This window comes from Streptomyces sp. NPDC001339, assembly GCF_042895955.1.
Taxonomy (GTDB): Bacteria; Actinomycetota; Actinomycetes; order Streptomycetales; family Streptomycetaceae; genus Streptomyces.
This window is the reverse complement of sequence record NZ_JBIAWT010000006.1, coordinates 338,975-353,359: the sequence shown is the minus strand read 5'-3', so window position 1 is coordinate 353,359 and position 14,385 is coordinate 338,975. Positions and strand designations below refer to the sequence as shown.

Annotated in this window: 14 protein-coding genes; 3 read left to right on the top strand and 11 right to left on the bottom strand. The window is 69.5% G+C overall.

What is annotated here, in order from left to right; genetic code table 11:
- Window positions 1–44 precede the first annotated feature (44 nt).
- From ACFY12_RS19795 to ACFY12_RS19760, 8 genes are all read right to left on the bottom strand, one after another.
- Complete coding sequence (locus tag ACFY12_RS19795; protein ID WP_390717096.1) at window positions 45–866, bottom strand: PAS domain-containing protein; 822 nt, start codon at window positions 864–866, stop codon at window positions 45–47.
- A gap of 136 nt (window positions 867–1,002) precedes the next feature.
- Complete coding sequence (locus ACFY12_RS19790; RefSeq protein WP_390717095.1) at window positions 1,003–1,743, bottom strand: SDR family NAD(P)-dependent oxidoreductase; 741 nt, start codon at window positions 1,741–1,743, stop codon at window positions 1,003–1,005.
- Window positions 1,743–1,979, bottom strand: coding sequence for an acyl carrier protein (locus tag ACFY12_RS19785; protein WP_390717094.1), 237 nt, complete (start codon window positions 1,977–1,979; stop codon window positions 1,743–1,745). The genes ACFY12_RS19790 and ACFY12_RS19785 overlap by 1 nt, the downstream gene beginning before the upstream one ends.
- A gap of 15 nt (window positions 1,980–1,994) precedes the next feature.
- Entirely contained in the window at window positions 1,995–3,152 is a 1,158-nt protein-coding gene (locus ACFY12_RS19780; protein WP_390717093.1) for a cytochrome P450, read from the bottom strand.
- Window positions 3,140–3,562 (bottom strand): hypothetical protein, encoded by a 423-nt coding sequence (locus tag ACFY12_RS19775; protein ID WP_390717092.1) that lies wholly within the window; start codon window positions 3,560–3,562, stop codon window positions 3,140–3,142. The genes ACFY12_RS19780 and ACFY12_RS19775 overlap by 13 nt, the downstream gene beginning before the upstream one ends.
- Before the next feature lie 81 nt (window positions 3,563–3,643).
- Entirely contained in the window at window positions 3,644–5,179 is a 1,536-nt protein-coding gene (locus ACFY12_RS19770) for an amino acid adenylation domain-containing protein (protein WP_390717091.1), read from the bottom strand.
- Window positions 5,180–5,220: 41 nt separating this feature from the next.
- Entirely contained in the window at window positions 5,221–5,589 is a 369-nt protein-coding gene (locus ACFY12_RS19765) for a cupin domain-containing protein (protein WP_390717090.1), read from the bottom strand.
- Window positions 5,590–5,796: 207 nt separating this feature from the next.
- Complete coding sequence (locus ACFY12_RS19760) at window positions 5,797–7,041, bottom strand: MFS transporter (protein WP_390717089.1); 1,245 nt, start codon at window positions 7,039–7,041, stop codon at window positions 5,797–5,799.
- Between the two features lie 244 nt (window positions 7,042–7,285).
- On the opposite strand from ACFY12_RS19760, the gene ACFY12_RS19755 reads away from it, so the two are divergent.
- Window positions 7,286–8,149, top strand: a complete 864-nt coding sequence (locus tag ACFY12_RS19755; protein ID WP_390717088.1) for a hypothetical protein — start codon at window positions 7,286–7,288, stop codon at window positions 8,147–8,149.
- Window positions 8,150–8,289: 140 nt separating this feature from the next.
- On the opposite strand, the gene ACFY12_RS19750 is transcribed toward ACFY12_RS19755, so the two are convergent.
- A complete protein-coding gene (locus tag ACFY12_RS19750) occupies window positions 8,290–9,096 on the bottom strand; it encodes an ABC transporter ATP-binding protein (protein ID WP_390717334.1) in 807 nt (268 codons plus the stop codon).
- The gene (gene leuA, locus ACFY12_RS19745; protein ID WP_390717087.1) at window positions 9,093–10,883 is read right to left on the bottom strand and encodes a 2-isopropylmalate synthase; all 1,791 of its coding nucleotides are present in this window, start codon (window positions 10,881–10,883) and stop codon (window positions 9,093–9,095) included. The genes ACFY12_RS19750 and leuA overlap by 4 nt, the downstream gene beginning before the upstream one ends.
- 197 nt (window positions 10,884–11,080) lie before the next feature.
- Here leuA and ACFY12_RS19740 point away from each other — a divergent pair, with 197 nt between their 5' ends.
- The gene (locus tag ACFY12_RS19740; RefSeq protein WP_390717086.1) at window positions 11,081–11,770 is read left to right on the top strand and encodes a FadR/GntR family transcriptional regulator; all 690 of its coding nucleotides are present in this window, start codon (window positions 11,081–11,083) and stop codon (window positions 11,768–11,770) included.
- Window positions 11,771–12,137: 367 nt separating this feature from the next.
- On the top strand, window positions 12,138–13,313 hold the full coding sequence (gene rsgA, locus ACFY12_RS19735) for a ribosome small subunit-dependent GTPase A (protein WP_390717085.1): 1,176 nt from the start codon (window positions 12,138–12,140) through the stop codon (window positions 13,311–13,313).
- Between the two features lie 44 nt (window positions 13,314–13,357).
- Here the strand turns inward: rsgA and ACFY12_RS19730 are convergent, their stop codons facing one another.
- Complete coding sequence (locus ACFY12_RS19730) at window positions 13,358–13,840, bottom strand: DUF456 domain-containing protein (RefSeq protein ID WP_390717084.1); 483 nt, start codon at window positions 13,838–13,840, stop codon at window positions 13,358–13,360.
- Between the last annotated feature and the right edge of the window lie 545 nt (window positions 13,841–14,385).

Here is a 14,385-nt window from a genome sequence, read left to right as displayed (position 1 = left end):
TCGGAAGTGCCGGCGCAGGAGTTGCCGGCTCAGCGGATTCCGGCTCAGAAGTTGAGGTCCAGCGCCTTGACCTTGTCCCGCGCGCGCTCCGGGTTGCTGTCGGGGAAGACGAAGCAGCGGGTGTTCTTGAGCTTGTTGTCCTCGACCTTGGCGGTGGAGAAGATCACCACGGGCACCCGCTCGCCCTTGTTGAGGAAGTCCGCGCGGAAGTCGATGATCGGCGCATCCTCGCCCCAGCGGCCGAGGAAGTCCTCCACGACCTCCTGGTCGGCGTAGATGTGGCGGATGTGGTGGCCGACGTAGCTGTCCGGCTTCTCGGTCGCACCGACGATCGCGATGTCCTTCCAGTTCGCGTGGGCGACGGTGCCGTCCTCCTCGATGAGGTGGATGGCCACCGGGCAGGTGTCGTAGTACGCCTGGATGAACTTCACGGCGTCCGCGCCCACCGGCGAGTAGGCCGCGTTGGACTGGTCCACCTGGCCGATCCACGCGGTGGCGGTGGAGGCGCCCTCGCCGGCCTGCGGGGCGGGGGTCGGGTGGGTGGTGACGGGGCGCAGGGCCCAGAACCCGTAGGTGCCGCCGTCGACCTCGCCGAAGCCGACGTTGGCGTACCCGGAGGTGAAGTGGGGGTTGGCGAAGGCCGCGGCGAGGTTCTCCACCGGCTTGCCGGCCGCCAGGAGGGCGGCGTAGCCCTCGATGCCCAGCGCGTCGGCGAGCTTGCTGCCGGGCGAGGCGTGGTCCGCGAGGAGCTCCGTGGCGGCCTTGTTCGCGAGGACGACGAGGCCCTCGGCGTCGGTCACCAGCATGGCGGGCGAGGCCCAGTTGAACAGGTCGAGAAGCTGCTCGGAGGAGGGGTAGTTGGACATGGTGGGGTACACCCTTCTGTGGTGACGGGATTTCTCTGGTGGGGGGAGTGCGGTTACAGGGGCCTGTGGTGACAGGGTGGGGGCCTGCGCCCGCAGTTGTGTGGGGGGCTGTGGTTGACGGGGCGAGGGCCTGTGGTTACAGGACCTTGCGGCTGTAGTTGAAGACCTGGCCGGTGGGCCCGTTCGACGGGAACTCGGAGATGGAGACGATCCACTCCGCCACGGTGCGCGGTGCCTTGAGCCAGTCCGTGCGGAAGCCGTCGTTGATGGCACGGATGATCTGGTCGCTCACCTCGCCGTCAACATCCGCGAAGGTCATGGAGGTTGCCACCGGCCCCGGCCGCACCTCGTTCGCCACGACACCGTCATCGGCGAACTCGGCCGAGCAGGCGCGCATCAGTGTGGTCATCGCGGCCTTGCTGGCCGCGTACGCCCAGCGTTCGGGCTGGTAGCCGTTGGCCAGACTCGCCCCGACGAAGGTGTACGACCCGCCGCCGGCGAGCTTGAGCAGCGGAGCCGTCGCCTGGACGAGACTCAGCGCCGTGTGCACGTTGTTCTCGTAGGCTTCGGCCGCCACCTGCCATGCGACCTCGGCGAGGCCGGCCGGATCCGGTGAGACACCGGAGTTGAGCACCACGGCCTTCACCCGGTCGGCGGTCGTTTCGGAGACGGAGGCCAGAGCCGTCCGTACGGCCTCGTCGTCCCGCAGGTCGGCGATGCAGTCGAGGTAGCCCTTCTCCTGTGCGAGACGGGCGTTCCCGCGCCGGGAGAGCCCGACGACGGTGTACTCCCGGCGCAGGAACTCCGCCGCGACGGCCGCGCCGATCCCGGACGAGGTGCCGGAGACCACCGCGACACGGGAGGTGTCCGCGGCCATCAGGCAGCCTGGAACACGGTCGTGTTGATCGCCCGCAGGGTGCGCATGGACTCGATGTTGATCACGCCCGGGTCCAGCTTCTGTCCGTGCAGGCGCTCGATCTCGATCACCATCTGGACGAACTGGAGGCTGGTCACCAGGCCCGACTCGACGAGATCCGTGTCGTCCTGGATGTCGACCGGCTCCTCGTGCAGGCCGCCGAGCCACTCCCGGAGCGATGTGAGCTTGTCTTCCACAGCTACCTCTTTCTCTTACTTTGCCGTGAACTCGACGGAGAACTCCGTCGGGTGGGCGAACGACTGGCTCTCCATGGCCATCCGGTCGCGGGTGATGACCACGTCCGAGCAGCGCTCGACGAGCCTCTCGACGAGCAGCGAGAACTCCGCCTTCGCGAGCATGGCTCCTGGGCAGGCGTGCGCTCCGACCGCGAACGGAATCGAGCCCTTCGGGCTGCGGCCGGCCCGGAACCGGTCGGGGTGGTCGAACACCCGCGGATCCCGGTTGGCTCCGGCGACGGACGCCAGCACCGCCGAGTGCCGCGGTATGCCGACGCCCTGAACCGTCAGGTCGTCGTGCGCGAACCGGACGATCGTCTGCACCGGTGGATAGAGCCGCAGGACCTCTTCGATGAACTCGTCCCGGACCGCCTCGTCCCGGAGTTCGTCCAGGCTGAAGATGCCGCGCCCCATGCAGTACACCAGCGAGGTGATGAAGGCGCTGCTGGTCTCGGTGCCGGCCAGGAAGAACAGCAGTGCCGTCGAGCGCACTTCGCTGTCCGTCAGGGTGATGCCCTTGCGGTCGCGGGTCCGCTCGATGGTCTCCAGGAGCGAATGGTCCCCGGCCGTCCTGGCGGCCCGCTGCTCTTCGATCAGCCGCAGCAGCTCGGTGACGTTGGTGTGGGTCTGGTCGGTCTCCTCGGTGGGGTAGTCCAGGAGCCGGGCCAGCGGACGGGTCAGCTCGTGGAAACGGTCCTCCAGGGAGGCGTCGATACCGAGGAGGGTGCACACGATGCCGTAAGGGACCTTGTGCGCACAGGAGTTGTAGAAGTCGTCCGTCTCGGTGCCGACGACGCTGTCCACGAGCGCGTCGATCAGCCCGGGCATCAGCGTCTGCTTGTACTCGGCTATCCGTGCGGCGGACAGGACAGGGGCCAGCAGGGCGCGGAAGGCGCGGTGGGCGGGGCCGTCGGCATCGAGCACATTGGGCCCGAAGGCCCGGGCGCTGGCCTTGAGCGGGTGTTCGGCCACGATCCCGGGGTGGGTGAGCGCCTCCTGCACCGCGGCGTTGCCGGTGACGGCGAACAGGCCGCTGTCCAGCCGGTGTACGTCCGTGCCGGCCGGCAGACGCCGGTACCAGTACGGCTGCGCCAGCAGGCTCGCAGGGTTCTCCGTCACGGTCATTCCGGGCATGTGACGGTCCCTCCGACACCCAGAGCGCTGATTCCGGCCAGCAGACGCATCGCATCCAGCCATTCGGAATCGGTCAGCCCCATCGAGCCGGGAGCGGTGTAGTGCGCGGTGAGCGTTCCGGTCTTTCCGCCGGGGGCGGTGAACGTACAGTGGAACGTCGTTCTGCCGTCAGGGGCGGCCGTGTTGCCGGATCCCAGGGTGAGATCTCCGTAATCGATGGTGATCTCGCCGGTGAAATTACGGCGGATGAGTTCGAAAGTCAGTCGTAGGCGTTCCGCGTGATCTGGCTGTTTCGCATATCTGTCGAGAAGGGCGTTCGCCGCTTCCATGACCCGCTCGATCCGGCGCTTGCTCTGAATGGATTCCAGCGCTACCGAGATTTTTTCTGCAGCGTGACTTTGCGTGCTCAACGTGACGTCCTTGCGTGGATGCAGGGTCGGAAAAGAGTGCTCGGAAAAGAGTGCGTGGAACGAAGGACTGCTGGACGGCTTTCAGGAGTGGTAGCCGAAGAGCGCCGAGAGTTCGCGCTTGTCGATTTTCGTGTTCTCCAGCAGCGGCATGGCGGAGACGAAGTGCACCTTGGACGGCACCATATAGGCGGGCAGCGTTTCTCTGAGCCGGCCCAGCACGTCCTGCTCCGACAGGGCGGTGTCGGGCGTTTCGGCGAACAGGATGATGCGCGGGGTACCGCCGCGGTCGGGGATCGGGACGACGACCGACCGCTTGCTTCCCAGGGCGTACACGGCCGACTCGATCTCCGCCGGCTCGATCCGGTGTCCGGCGACCTTGATCTGGGCGTCCTTGCGCCCGGCGAAGCGCAGGGTGCCGGACTCGTCCAGCCGTCCCTGGTCGCCGGTCAGGTACACCCGGCGCGGCTCCCCGCCGATCTCGATGTTCCGGAAGGCGGCCGCGGTCGGTCCGGGCGCGTCCAGGTAACCCAGCGCGAGCCCGGTGCCGCCGATGGCGATCTCACCCGGCTCGCCGTGCGGCACCACGGCGCCGTCCCGCACGATGTGCAGGTCCGTACCGGGGACCGGAAGGCCGGCCGGAATACCGCCCGCCGCCCTGGTGTCGGCCTCGGTGATGCGGTGGGTGCTGGCGAACACACAGGATTCGACCGGCCCGTACCCGTTGTACAGCTCGATGCCGGGGTGGGCGTCGAAGAGCCTTCGGCAGCTGGCGGGAGAGGGCTTGTCTCCCCCGAGGAGGACGGCGCGCAGACCGGCGAGGCAGTCGATGTCGCCGCCCGCGAGGACATCGAAGAGCGACGGGGTGAGGAAGAGGTGGGTGGCGCCGAAGTCGTTGACGTAGGCGCGGATCGCCGGAGGCAGCAGCAGGTCTTCCGGGTGGCAGACCGCGGTGCCGCCGGTGAGCAGCATGCCCCACAGCTCCAGGGAGAAGGCGTCCCAGGCCACCGCCGCCGCGTGGATCATCACCGGTGCCGCGCCGAAGTCCATGAAGGGCTCCGGGGTGAACAGCCGGGTCGTCGCCTGGTGGGGGGAGAGGACCGCCTTCGGGGTGCCCGTGCTTCCGGACGTCCAGAAGACCGTCGCGCACGCCTCGGGCCCGATGTCCGGCAGCGGGTCGTCCGGGGTGCTCCGGCCCGCCGGCCGGTCACGGAGATCGCTGAAGGTGACGTGGTCGATGGCGGCCTGGTCCAGCCGGGCGGAGCCCGCGGTGTCCGCCAGGACGACCTGGGGGCGCATGGCGCGCAGCAACTGGGCGATGCGCGGCGCCGGCCACCTCATGTCCAGGATCCCGTAGGCGCCGCCGGCCATCAGCACGCCCAGGATCGCCGAGGTCAGGCCCGGTGACCTGCGCGCCACCACGGGAACGACGGTGCCGGGCCGGACCCCGAGTGCGATGAGGCGCCGGGCGATGTGCCGGGCCTCGGCGGCGAGTTCCGCATAGGTCATCGCCTCGGATGCGGAGACGACGGCGGTGCGGTCGGGTAACCGCTGGGCGACCCGCGCGAACGCGTCATGGATGGTCGCCGCCTCATTGGCCCGGCCGTACATGCTGCTCATGATCGATTCCCCCGTTCGATGCTGTCGCCGACCGTCCGAGGTCAGTCGAACTTCATCGACGACGGAACGATCGAGCCCGGCGCGAGATCGAGCCGTGGGGGAGCGGAGAATTCGAGGAGAACAGCTCCCTCTTCTCCGACAAAGGTGGCCGTGTGCCGCTGGCGCGCCGGTATGTAGGCGACGTCACCGGCGTTGAGTTCGTACTCGGTCCCTTCGCAGACGAAGCGAATGGAGCCCTCGGTGACCACGACCCACTGCTCGTTCTCGTGCCAGTGCGGCGGGAGATTCAGATCCCCGGACTGGTCGGCCACGACCTTGAGGCAGGACATCTCCTGACCGAACGCGAAGCGTCGGGCCAAGGCGATTCCCTCGGCCTTCAGCTCCTCATGGTCGTCCCAGTTAATCTTCATCGGTCCCCGCCTCTGGTCGCATGCCGAACTGACGCCGCGGGAGCGTTTCGAGCCCGCCCGGCTGGTCTTGCGGCGGCCTCTTCCCGAAGCGGTTTTGACGGTACGTGATCTACTGGCCCACGCTCAACGGGTGTTTCAAATACCGGACACATCCGGGAGGCGATAGGCGTGGTGCGTCGGGAAGTTGGCGACGGGGAACGCGCCCGCTTAAGCGTTTCGGGAATACTCCGGTCCCGCGGCCGGCTCCGCCGATGGTGCTTGCGGTGCGGCAGCGGCGCGGTCCGGAAGCCGGAGCGCGAAGAGGACCGGCACGATGAAGACGGCGAGCAGCGCGTAGAAAGTGGTCCGCAGACCGGCCGAATCCGCCAGCCAGCCGAACGCGGGGGAGCACAGACCGCCCGCCGCCATCGCCAGCCCCAGCGTCAGTCCGCTGGCCGTTCCCGGACGGGTCGGCAAGTAGTCCTGCGCCAGCGTGACTTGAGCCGAGAACGGCAGGAACATCGCGACGCCGAACACCACCGTGCTCACGATGAGGACGGGGAACGCGGGGGCCCAGGCGATGCCCAACAGGGCGGGCAGGGCGACGAGATAGCCGATCCGGATCGAGGTCATCCGGCCGTACCGGTCGCCCACCCAGCCGCCCAGCAGCGTGCCGACCGCTCCGGCCGCGGTGAAGCAGGTGAGGACGGCGGCGCCCGCCCCGGCGGACTGCCCGAGATCGCGCTGGGTGTGCAGCGACACCATCGAGGTGACCATCACGTACGGGATGGACCAGCCGACGATGACCGCCACCAGCCGGACGAAGGAGCGCCAGTCGTCCTTGCGGTCGGCATCGGCCGCCGACGCCTTGGACGGCTTGCCGGTGACCAGCGGCGTCGAGGGGGCGTACCCCCGCCACCGCATCCACGGTCCCCGCAGCACCCAGAGCACCGCCATGACCAGGGCGGGGATCGCCAGGAGGTAGCTGCTGTCGAAGCCCATGGCGCCGATGACCAGGGTGACCAGCGCCGGGGCGAGGGACCCGCCGAGCGTGCCGCCGACGGAGAAGACGCTCATGGCCTTCTGCGAGGATCCGCCGGCCGCCCGGGCCTCGCTGGTGGCGGGCGGATGGTAGGCGGCGATGCCGATGCCCGCCAGGGCGACGCACAGCCAGGTGAGGAGGTAGCTGCCGGAGAGCCCGGCCGCCACCACGCCGAGGGCCGCGGTCCCGAAGCCGGCCGGAACCAGCCAGGACCGTGGCTTGCGGTCGGACAGCACCCCGAACAGCGGCTGGAACAGGCTCGATACGCCGCTCGCGGCGAACGCGAGGCCGGAGACCTCGGCGTAGCTGTAGTGGCGCTGGGACATCAGGAGCGGCAGCATCGCGGGTATCGCGCCCTGATACAGGTCGTTGACCACGTGCGTACCGGCCAAGAAGCCGAGTTGCCCTTTTTTCATCCTGAACCCGTTCATCTCGTTCGTTGTCTTGCTTTGCCGTGCAGTGTCTTGCGTTGTCATGCCGTGTCTTGCGTTGTCGTGCGGTGTCTTGCGGAGTGAGGCTCTGTATACCTCAGGTACTCAGGTCCTCAGAGGTGTTACCTTAGCGAGCGACATACACCGCGGCAATGTCCTTCCTGACCAGGTGAGTTCATCCCAGTCGGCCGCGCCCGGCCCCGCCCTCCTCCCGGCCGAGGCCTTCCCCGTAAAGGAACTTCCCATGACCTTGACTTTCACGACCGGTGTCCGTACGTCAGAAGGGCTGGCGGCACTGGATGCCGAACCCACCCGGCTCGTCGAGACACTGGACGGCATCTGTACCCGGTGGGCCGAGAGCACCGGAGCCGGTGCCCTGACGGTTCCACCGCTGCTCCCGGTCGCCGACCTCGCCGGGCTCGATGTCTTCGAGAACTTCCCGCAACTCGCCCTCGTCTCCTCGGCCCTGGACGTGTCCACAGCCGGGACGGACCGGATCGGCCAGGAGGCCGCCTCGGGGCACTTCGGTGCCGGCACCCTGGGCCCGGCCGGACTCGCCCTGCCCTCCAGCGCCTGTTACGGGGTCTACCTGCACCACCGGAACCGGGAGGTCCCGGAGGAGGGCGCACTGGTGACGGTCCTGGGGCAGTGCTTCCGCAACGAGGACCACTTCGACGGGCTCCGCCGGCTCAAGGCCTTCCGGATGCGCGAGGTCGTCGCCCTCGGAACCCCGGAGCAGATGTCGGCCCATCTGGAGCGCTCCGCACGTTTCATCGGAACCCTGGCCGAGGAGATCGGCCTCCCCCTGGAACGGCGCACGGCCTCCGATCCGTTCTACGACCGGACGTCGGACCGCGCCACCTTCCAGCAGGTCGTGCCGGTCAAGTACGAGTACGTCTACCAGGATCTGGCCATAGCGTCGGTGAACACCCACTACACCTTCTTCGGCGAGCGCTGCTCCATCGCGCTGCCGGGCGGCGCCGCGGCATCCACCAGCTGTGTCGGCTTCGGTGTGGAACGGTGGCTGCACGCCCTGGCCGATCACTTCGACGGGGACTGGGACCGGGCGCAGGACGCCGTCGAACGCGCCGGGAAGTCGTTGTTCTGACTTCTGTGTTCTGAAGTTCTGTGTTCGTGTTCTGAGTTCTGCGTTGTTCTGCGATCCGAACGGATCCGAACGGATCTGCCGGAGGTGCCGGTGGTGCGCACGGGGGCGGCGCACCACCGGCGGCTTGTCCGCCGGCCGGGTTACGGCCTGGCCGGTCGGCGGGTCCGTACACTCCACCGGCCGTCGGCGCGGGTGAGGTGGATCGGGTGGTCGAAGCACTTGCCGACCTGATCGCTGGTCAGGACGTCGTCGACCGGCCCCGATGCCAGGCAGCGGCCGTCCCGCAGCAGCATGGCGTGCGTGGTGCCGGGCGGCAGCTCCTCCAGGTGATGGGTCACCAGAACCGACGCCAGCTCGGGGTAGGTGTGCTGGAGCGTGTCGATCCGTTCGATGAGCTGCTCCCGCCCGGCGACGTCGAGACCCGTGGCGGGCTCGTCCAGCAACAGCAGCCGCGGACTGGGCATCAGCGCGCGAGCGATCAGTGCCCTGCCGCGCTCGCCCTGGGACAGGGTGGGCCAGCGCGCGGCGCGGCGTTCGCCGAGACCGAGCAGGTCGATGAGGCGGTCGGCCGTGGCGGCCTGCTCGGGCGTGGGGCTCCAGCGGGGGACGCGTTCAATCGTGTTGGTCAGCCCGGTCAGGACGACGTCCCGCACCTTCAGGGGCGAGCGCAGACCGTGGCGCGGGTCCACATGCCCTACGTAGGACCGCAGTTGGCGCAGGTCGACCCGGCCCAGCTCGTGTCCCAGGACTTCCACCGTGCCCCGGGTGGGATGGGCGAGCGCGCCCAGGAGGCTGAGCAGGGTGCTCTTGCCGGCGCCGTTGGCGCCCAGCAGTGCCCAGTGCTCTCCCGGCCGTACCGTCAAGGACACGTCGTGCAGGATCGGGTTGCCTTCGCGGACCAGGTCGACCCGGTCCACGCGCAGTACAGGGGATTCGGTCACGGTCAGGCCTGCCCGGCCCGGTTGACGGCCGCGAGAACGGCGTGCACCGAGGCGGCGAGGATGGAGGTGTCCCACCCGGCTCCCCAGTGCGTGGCCCCGTCCACCCGGCACTCGGCGTAGGCGACGGCGGGGCTGCCGGGCCCCACGGTGGTGGCGTGCTCGGCGTAGTTGAGGATGTCCACGGCGATCCCGGCGGCCCCGAGGGCCTGGGTGAGGGCCGACAGGGGGCCGTTGCCCGTCCCCTGGTACGACCGGTCCTGCCCGTCCGTGCTGAGCACACAGGTGAACTCGTGCTCGCCGGGCCCGGTTTCGGCGGTGCGCCACGAGCTCAGGGTGACCGGACCGTCCTGGGCCGGGCTGATGTAGGTGGTACGGAACAGCTCCCACAGGTCCTTGTGCGAGAGTTCCTGTCCGCTGGCGTCGGTGGCGCGCTGCACCGTACGGGAGAAGTCCGGACGCATCGCCTTGGGCAGGTCCAGGCCGTGGTGGGCGTGCAGCAGGTGGGCGATACCGCCCTTGCCGGACTGGGAGTTGATGCGGATGACTTCCTCGTAGGTGCGGCCGATGTCACCCGGGTCGATGGGCAGGTACGGCACCTCCCAGGGCGCCTCCTCGGGCGGCATGCCCAGCTCCGCGGCCTGCTTGGCGTGATGGGCCATGCCCTTGGAGATGGCGTCCTGATGGGTTCCGGAGAAGGCCGTGTGGACGAGGTCGCCGACGTAGGGGTGGCGCGGGTGGATCGGCAGCCGGTTGCAGTGCTCCACCACCTCGCGTACGGCGTCGATGTCGGAGAAATCGATCATGGGGTTCACGCCCTGCGCGTACAGGTTCAGTGCCAGGGTGACCAGGTCGACGTTGCCGGTCCGCTCGCCGTTCCCGAACAGGCAGCCCTCCACCCGCTGCGCCCCCGCCAGGACGGCGAGTTCGGCGCAGGCGACGCCGGTGCCGCGGTCGTTGTGCGGATGCACGGAGAGGATCACCGCGTCGCGCCGCGCCAGGTGGCGGTCCATGTACTCGATCTGGTCCGCGTACACGTTGGGGGAGGCGATCTCCACCGTGGCCGGCAGGTTGTGGATCACCGGCCGGTCCGGGGAGGCCTGCCACAGCTCCGTCACGCTGTTGCAGACCTCCAGGACGTAGTCCGGCTCGGTGAGGTTGAAGACCTCGGGGGAGAACTCGAACCGGATATCGGCCCCTGGCCGCTCCTCGGCACGCCGCATCAGGTAGGTGGCGGCTTCCAGGATCATTCCGTGGAGCTCGGTACGGGAACGTCCCAGGACCACGTTCCGCCACGTCGGTGCGGTGGCGGTGTAGAGGTGCACCACGGTGCGGGGGAGGCCCTCGATGGAGTCGATGGTGCGGTCGATCAGGTCGGGGCGGGCGGCGGTGAAGACGGAGATGGTCACGTCGTCGGGCACCGCGCCGCTGGTGGCCAGATGGCGGACGAAGTCGAAGTCGGTCTGGCTGGCGGAGGGGTAGCCGACCTCGATCTCCTTGTAGCCCATGGTGACCATCAGGTCGAACATCCGGCGCTTGCGCTCGGTGTCCATGGGCTCGGCCAGCGCCTGGTTGCCGTCGCGCAGGTCGACGGGTACCCACTGGGGGGCCCGCTCGAGCCGGCGGGACGGCCAGGTCCGGTCCGTCAGGGGCAGCGCCACCCGGGCGTGCGCGGGCTGGTAGCGCTGGTGCGGCATCGCGCTCGGCCGCTGGGGGTTCCACGCCGGAGCGTCCGCGGGAACGGGCCCGGACGGGGTACGCAGGGTGGGGAACGTATGGGTCTGGGATGAAGCCATGGCGGCGGAAGTTCCTTCGGTCAGTCATCTGGCACCTGATGACCGGCACGACCCGGCACCCGCTGCGGGGAGCCGGTCGGTCAGACCCCGCAGCGGCGGCCGAGAAGAAGAAGTCCGCGCAGCGACATGCCAGGTACAGTAACCACAGCCGAACACCTCAGACAACCCGAGAAGTAAAAGAGAAGGTGAAACGTCGCATGTCACTAGGCGCTTTGCGGCCAACTCCCCTGGTCGAGCAGGCCACTGAACGCCTGCGTGAGCAGATCACCGGGGGCGAGTGGACCGTCGGCACGAAACTCCCGGGTGAGAACGCCCTCGCCCAGGCCCTCGGGGTGGGACGCTCCACCGTCCGCGAGGCGCTGCGCGCACTCGCCGGCGCGGGGCTGGTGCAGGCACGCCAGGGCGCCGGCGTCTTCGTCATCGCCACCAAACCCCAGGAGGACTGGCCCACTCAGCTGCGCCGAGCGGCCATCACCGACGTCTACGAAGTCCGGATGCTCATCGAGGTCGAGGCCGCGCAGATGGCCGCACAGCGCCGGACGGACGACGACCTCACCGCCCTCAACGCGGCCCTGGCCCACCGCAAGGAGGCCGCGAAGGCGGGGAACGCCGAGTTCGTCGATGCCGACATCGCCCTGCACGCGTCCCTCGTCGCCGCCGCGCACAACCCCGTACTCACCGCCCTGTTCAGCGAGTTCGTACCGGTGCTGCGCCAGGGCCTGGTCGATCTGGTGGACCTGCTCAACCTGCGGACCGACGAACCGAACCACGGCGACGACGGCCACACCGTCCTGGTGGAGGCGATCGCCCGGGCGGATGCCGAGACGGCGGGGCGCACCCTGCGCGAAGAGCTGAAGCGGACGCTCGACCGGCTGCACGCTGTCTGACGACTGGCTCCACGCTGTTGACGACCGGCGCCACGCTGTCCGATGCGTCGTACGGCAGCGAGAAAATGCTTGGCGCATCCCCGAACCGTCGGGCTAGGGTGAAACCGTTCCTTGTGGCGGCCGACCGCGGCCGCCCGTCAACCGTGTAGGCCGGGAGGTGAGTACTGATGACCGTCGTTGCGATGGGTGCTGTCCGCACCCAGAAGTTCATCACTCTCGTTCCCGTGGTCTCCGGCTGACTCGACTCTCTTCTTCTCTTTCTCGCATCGCACCGCATCGTCCATCGCGTCTTCGCGCGCGTTGTCTGTCGTGTGTGTGGGGGTGCGCAGCCGGGACTGCATCCTTTCCTCCCTGAAGGGGCTTCCCGTTGTTCGACCTCGATCTTTCTGCTGCGCACCCGCTGACCGCCTACGGCTGGGACGACGGGTTCGCGCAGGGTTTCACCCCCTATGCCGGGCAGGGGTTCGTGCCCGGCCGTATCGTCCGCGTCGACCGCGGCCGGGTGGATGCCGTCGTGGCCGACGGCGACGGCATCCGGACCGTTCTCGCGGACACGGCGCTGGTGGCGACGGGCGATCCGATGCGGGTGCCGTGCACCGGTGACTGGGCCGTGATCGACCTGGAGAACGGGCGCAGCGGCGATCATGTCGAGGGTGTCGTACGGGCGTTGCTGCCGCGCCGTACGGCATTCGTCCGGTCCGCGTCGTCGAAGCGTTCCGAGGGCCAGGTGCTGGCCACCAACATCGACGCCATCGTCATCTGTGTATCGCTCGCTGACCAGTTGGACCTCGGGCGGATCGAACGGTTCCTCGCGCTGGCGATGTCCAGCTCGGCGGACGAGGAGCCGGTGCGCCGGGCCACGAGCTCCCCGGAGGGCGGGGCGTGGCCGCTCGTGGTACTGACCAAGGCCGACCTGGCCGGCGACCGGGGCGGGGTGGCACATCTCGTCGCGGACGCCGAGTCCGTGGCTCCCGGGGTGCCGGTGGTGGCGGTCAGCTCGGAGACGGGGGAAGGACTCGATGTGCTGTCCGCCGCGCTCACCGGTGTGACGTCCGTACTGCTGGGCCAGTCCGGTGCGGGCAAGTCCACCCTGGCCAACGCCCTGGTGGGGGAGAGCGTGCAGACGGTGCGGGCGATCCGTGACCGGGACGGCAAGGGGCGGCACACCACGACCACACGGGATCTGCACGCGCTGCCGGGCGGCGGTGTGCTGATCGATACACCGGGGCTGCGCGGCGTCGGGATGTGGGACGCGGAGGGTGGACTGGCGCGGACGTTCTCGGACGTCGAGGCGCTGGCCGAGGAGTGCCGCTTCCATGACTGCGCGCATGACGCGGAGCCCGGGTGCGCGGTACAGGCGGCCGTGGAGAGCGGGGAGCTGGCGGTGCGGAGACTGGAGAACTACCGGAAACTGCAGCGGGAGAACCGGTGGATCGCCGCGAAGACGGATGTCCGGCTGCGCGCCGAGCAGCGACGCGAATGGCGGCAGAAGCAGGCGTGGGGCAGGCACATGATGGAGCGGAAGCGGGGGACGCGGGGGTGAGGTGAGGCCCTGAGGGGCGGCCCGCCGCGGGTGGGCCGCCCCCGTCAGCCCGCGATCACGGCTCCGATCCAGGCGCCCACGACGAGCAGACAGGCCAGCAGCTCGATCAGCACGCTCAGCCCGATGGCGCGCATGACCGTACGCGTCGAGGCCCAGGCATCGCCATGGCTGCCGAGCCGGACCCGTTCCAGCAGGTAGAGCCCGCCGAGCGCGCCCAGCGGGGCCCCGATGACGGGGATCACGAAGAAGCCGGCGATCCCGGCCGCGCCCGCCAGGAACAGCGTGCGGTACGGCGCGCCCGCAGCCCGCGGATCGCGAGCCGGCAGCAGCCATTTCAGCGCCTGGTCGAGCAGCAGGACGGCGGTGGCGCCCATCAGCACCACCCAGGCCAGAGCGGACTTCTCGGTCAGCGTCCACCACAGCACGCCGGCCCACACGATCAGCGGCCCGGGGATACCGGGCACCAGCACGCCGATCAGCCCGAGCAGCATGACCAGCCCGACCGCGATCAGCTGCCACGCATTCATCCGCCGGCCTCACTCCCGGCGGGCGTACGCGCCGTGGCGGCTCGTACGCTGCGCTCTCCCATGCCAAAAGACTGCCGGACGCTGCCGGGAAGCGCTTGCCGACCGGGGCGGTGCTAGGGCCTGTGTCGGAAGTCCCGTCGTCCGCCCGAAGGGCGGGCCCCGCGGCGTCCGGTGCACTCCGCTCTCTTCGCTCGCTCCGTCTCGGCTCCTTGATTCGTCCTTCGGAAGCCGAGCGCGATCGCAAGGCGGAGGGTCGCCCCGATACTGGGCGTATCGGGGCGAGCCCGACAACGCAGATGGGGGTCCCCCCGCGCCGTTCAGGCGTGGGGGAGTGCGTGCCGGGCGTCGCGGGGCAGGCGGGACTTCCGACACAGGCCCTAGGGGACGCACGGAGCGGGCCGGCCGTGTGCGAAGGATAGGGCGCCGGGTGCGCGGAGGCATGCGGAAGCGGGCGTTCGGGGGCCTGGGGAGCGCAGGGGGACGGCGGCCCGGGGGACGCAACCGGCCGTGGCGCGGGGCGACTTCGCCCGCCCGGCCGCGGTGAC

What these genes read in the sequence shown, in the direction of transcription:
- ACFY12_RS19760 (WP_390717089.1), bottom strand. Translation starts at nt 7,041, where the DNA reads ATGAACGGGTTCAGGATGAAAAAAGGGCAACTCGGCTTCTTGGCCGGT.
- ACFY12_RS19780 (WP_390717093.1), bottom strand. Translation starts at nt 3,152, where the DNA reads ATGCCCGGAATGACCGTGACGGAGAACCCTGCGAGCCTGCTGGCGCAG.
- ACFY12_RS19740 (WP_390717086.1), top strand. Translation starts at nt 11,081, where the DNA reads ATGTCACTAGGCGCTTTGCGGCCAACTCCCCTGGTCGAGCAGGCCACT.
- ACFY12_RS19730 (WP_390717084.1), bottom strand. Translation starts at nt 13,840, where the DNA reads ATGAATGCGTGGCAGCTGATCGCGGTCGGGCTGGTCATGCTGCTCGGG.
- ACFY12_RS19765 (WP_390717090.1), bottom strand. Translation starts at nt 5,589, where the DNA reads ATGAAGATTAACTGGGACGACCATGAGGAGCTGAAGGCCGAGGGAATC.
- ACFY12_RS19755 (WP_390717088.1), top strand. Translation starts at nt 7,286, where the DNA reads ATGACCTTGACTTTCACGACCGGTGTCCGTACGTCAGAAGGGCTGGCG.
- ACFY12_RS19790 (WP_390717095.1), bottom strand. Translation starts at nt 1,743, where the DNA reads ATGGCCGCGGACACCTCCCGTGTCGCGGTGGTCTCCGGCACCTCGTCC.
- ACFY12_RS19770 (WP_390717091.1), bottom strand. Translation starts at nt 5,179, where the DNA reads ATGAGCAGCATGTACGGCCGGGCCAATGAGGCGGCGACCATCCATGAC.
- ACFY12_RS19795 (WP_390717096.1), bottom strand. Translation starts at nt 866, where the DNA reads ATGTCCAACTACCCCTCCTCCGAGCAGCTTCTCGACCTGTTCAACTGG.
- leuA (WP_390717087.1), bottom strand. Translation starts at nt 10,883, where the DNA reads ATGGCTTCATCCCAGACCCATACGTTCCCCACCCTGCGTACCCCGTCC.